The 1,861-nt window shown below is 58.7% G+C and carries 2 protein-coding genes; one reads left to right on the forward strand and one right to left on the reverse strand.

The features are described from left to right. Positions 1 to 89: 89 nt before the first annotated feature. A complete protein-coding gene (ltrA, locus tag AAHE99_RS26655) occupies positions 90 to 1,460 on the reverse strand; it encodes a group II intron reverse transcriptase/maturase (RefSeq protein ID WP_342120986.1) in 1,371 nt (456 codons plus the stop codon). Between the two features lie 214 nt (positions 1,461 to 1,674). Between ltrA and AAHE99_RS26660 the strand changes: the two genes are divergently transcribed. Next, positions 1,675 to 1,861, forward strand: a 187-nt coding sequence (locus AAHE99_RS26660; protein WP_342120987.1) for a hypothetical protein, incomplete at its 3' end; no start/stop codon positions are given.

The raw sequence follows: 1,861 nt of genomic DNA on the forward strand, positions 1-1,861 counted from the left end.
CTTGATCGGCATAGGGGGCGGCGGTTAGCCGCGCCCCTGCCACACCACCTGGCATGCGGGTCCGCACCAGGCGGTTCGAGAAGTTGAGGTCATGTGAGTCGTGGGAATCCCAGGTCGTCGAAATATTCGACCGTGAGGACGCGGTTCATACCAGCCCCGCTGTGCGCCCACCAGCTGCCGGCGCCGCCGGCAAGGAGTACCGCCATATCGTGCGAGGCACCAAGGCTGCGGAGGCGGCTATACACCGTCCGACCGACGCGCCAGTGCTTGAGCTGAATGGCCCTGAGTCGGTGACGAATCCATGAGTCAAGATTCTTGAACGTTTGAGGCGTTTGCGCGAGACGAAAGTAGGACTTCCATCCCGGCAGATACTCCCTCATCTGCTCTGCAACCTGTCTCATGCTCTTGCCACCGACACGCTTGGTGAGGGTCTTGATGCGCTGCTTAAACGTTTTGATCGCCTTGGGGGCAACCGCAATCTTGACCGTATCCCCCGACCACCGCCGCAGGCAGTATCCGAGAAACTTACGGCCAAACACGGGACCCACTTCGGTTTTCGATTCGTTTACCCGGAGGTGAAGCCGCGCATACAGCTTGCGCATCCAGCGAAGCACCCGCTCGCCAGCCTTTTGACTGCGCACGTAAACGTTACAGTCATCAGCATAGCGCGCAAATCGGTGCCCACGCTGGGTCAAAGCGCTATCCACATCGTCCAGCAGGACGTTGGCCAGCAACGGGGACAAAGGGCCGCCTTGCGGTGTGCCTTCATCCCGCGCAAGAACCACTCCATCGTTCATGATCCCCGCCTCCAGATATCGGCGAATCAGCCGTAGGGCGGCTTTGTCGCAAATTCTTTTGGCAAGGCGGTCCATCAGGATATCGTGGTTGACCCGATCAAAGAACTTCTCCAAGTCCACATCTACGACTATCCGGAAGCCTTCCTGCGCATGCCGTTGTGCCTGAAGCACAGCGTCGTGCGCACTGCGGCCCGGCCGGAAACCGTAGCTGAGTTCAGAGAACGTCGGGTCGATCAACGGCTGCAGAATCTGCAGTAGCGCTTGCTGAATAAGCCGGTCGGTGACAGTTGGAATACCCAGTTCCCGCACTCCGCCAGTGGGCTTTGGAATTTCCACGCGGCGAACGGCTTGGGGCCGGTACGTGCCGTCGAGGAGTTCCTGCCGTATGTGCGGCCACTGAGTCTTGAGATATTCAACTGTCTGCTCAATGGACAAACCATCGACGCCAGCACTTCCTTTATTGGCTTTGACACGTTTCCATGCCGCGACCATGTTCTCACGCGATAGAGCCTGCCGCAGCAGGTTTTCTCGCCCTAAGCCATCTTCCGTATGACCCGCCGGACAAACTTCATCACGTAACGTGACGAAGCGAGCTTCACCCTCTCCGTTTGCGTTTCGTCCAAGTTGCCCTAGCTTCTGATGCGTTGCCTGTCCAAGAGTCATAGGTTCCTGCCTTCCTTCTCGTTCAGCCCTTCACCTGACGCCTTACGCCTCACCGGCTTTGCGTTCGGCTACTACGGCCTCTGCTGACTTCTCGCTCCGGCTTGCGCCGTCGCCCTTTCAGGCATAAAGCGAGATCTCCCCAGGTAAGAACGCGATCCTTCCCCGCACAACCGCCAGATCTACGCGACGTCTCCTTGACCACAAGAGCTTCGCAGTGAAGTGCCTGCTCGCCCTGATTGGTCGCGCCTTGTATCTGATTTTTGTCCATCGGCTCACGGTTTCGCTTCGCGCTTCCTTCCCACGCTTGGTCACCCTCACGCAGTTGCGCTACACTTCACTCGCTGTGGTCAGCTCGTGGGAGGACTTTCACCTCCAAGATCGCGCCCATGCTGGGCGCACAC

The organism is Pseudoduganella sp. OTU4001 (assembly GCF_038440195.1).
Classification (GTDB): Bacteria; Pseudomonadota; Gammaproteobacteria; order Burkholderiales; family Burkholderiaceae_D; genus Rugamonas.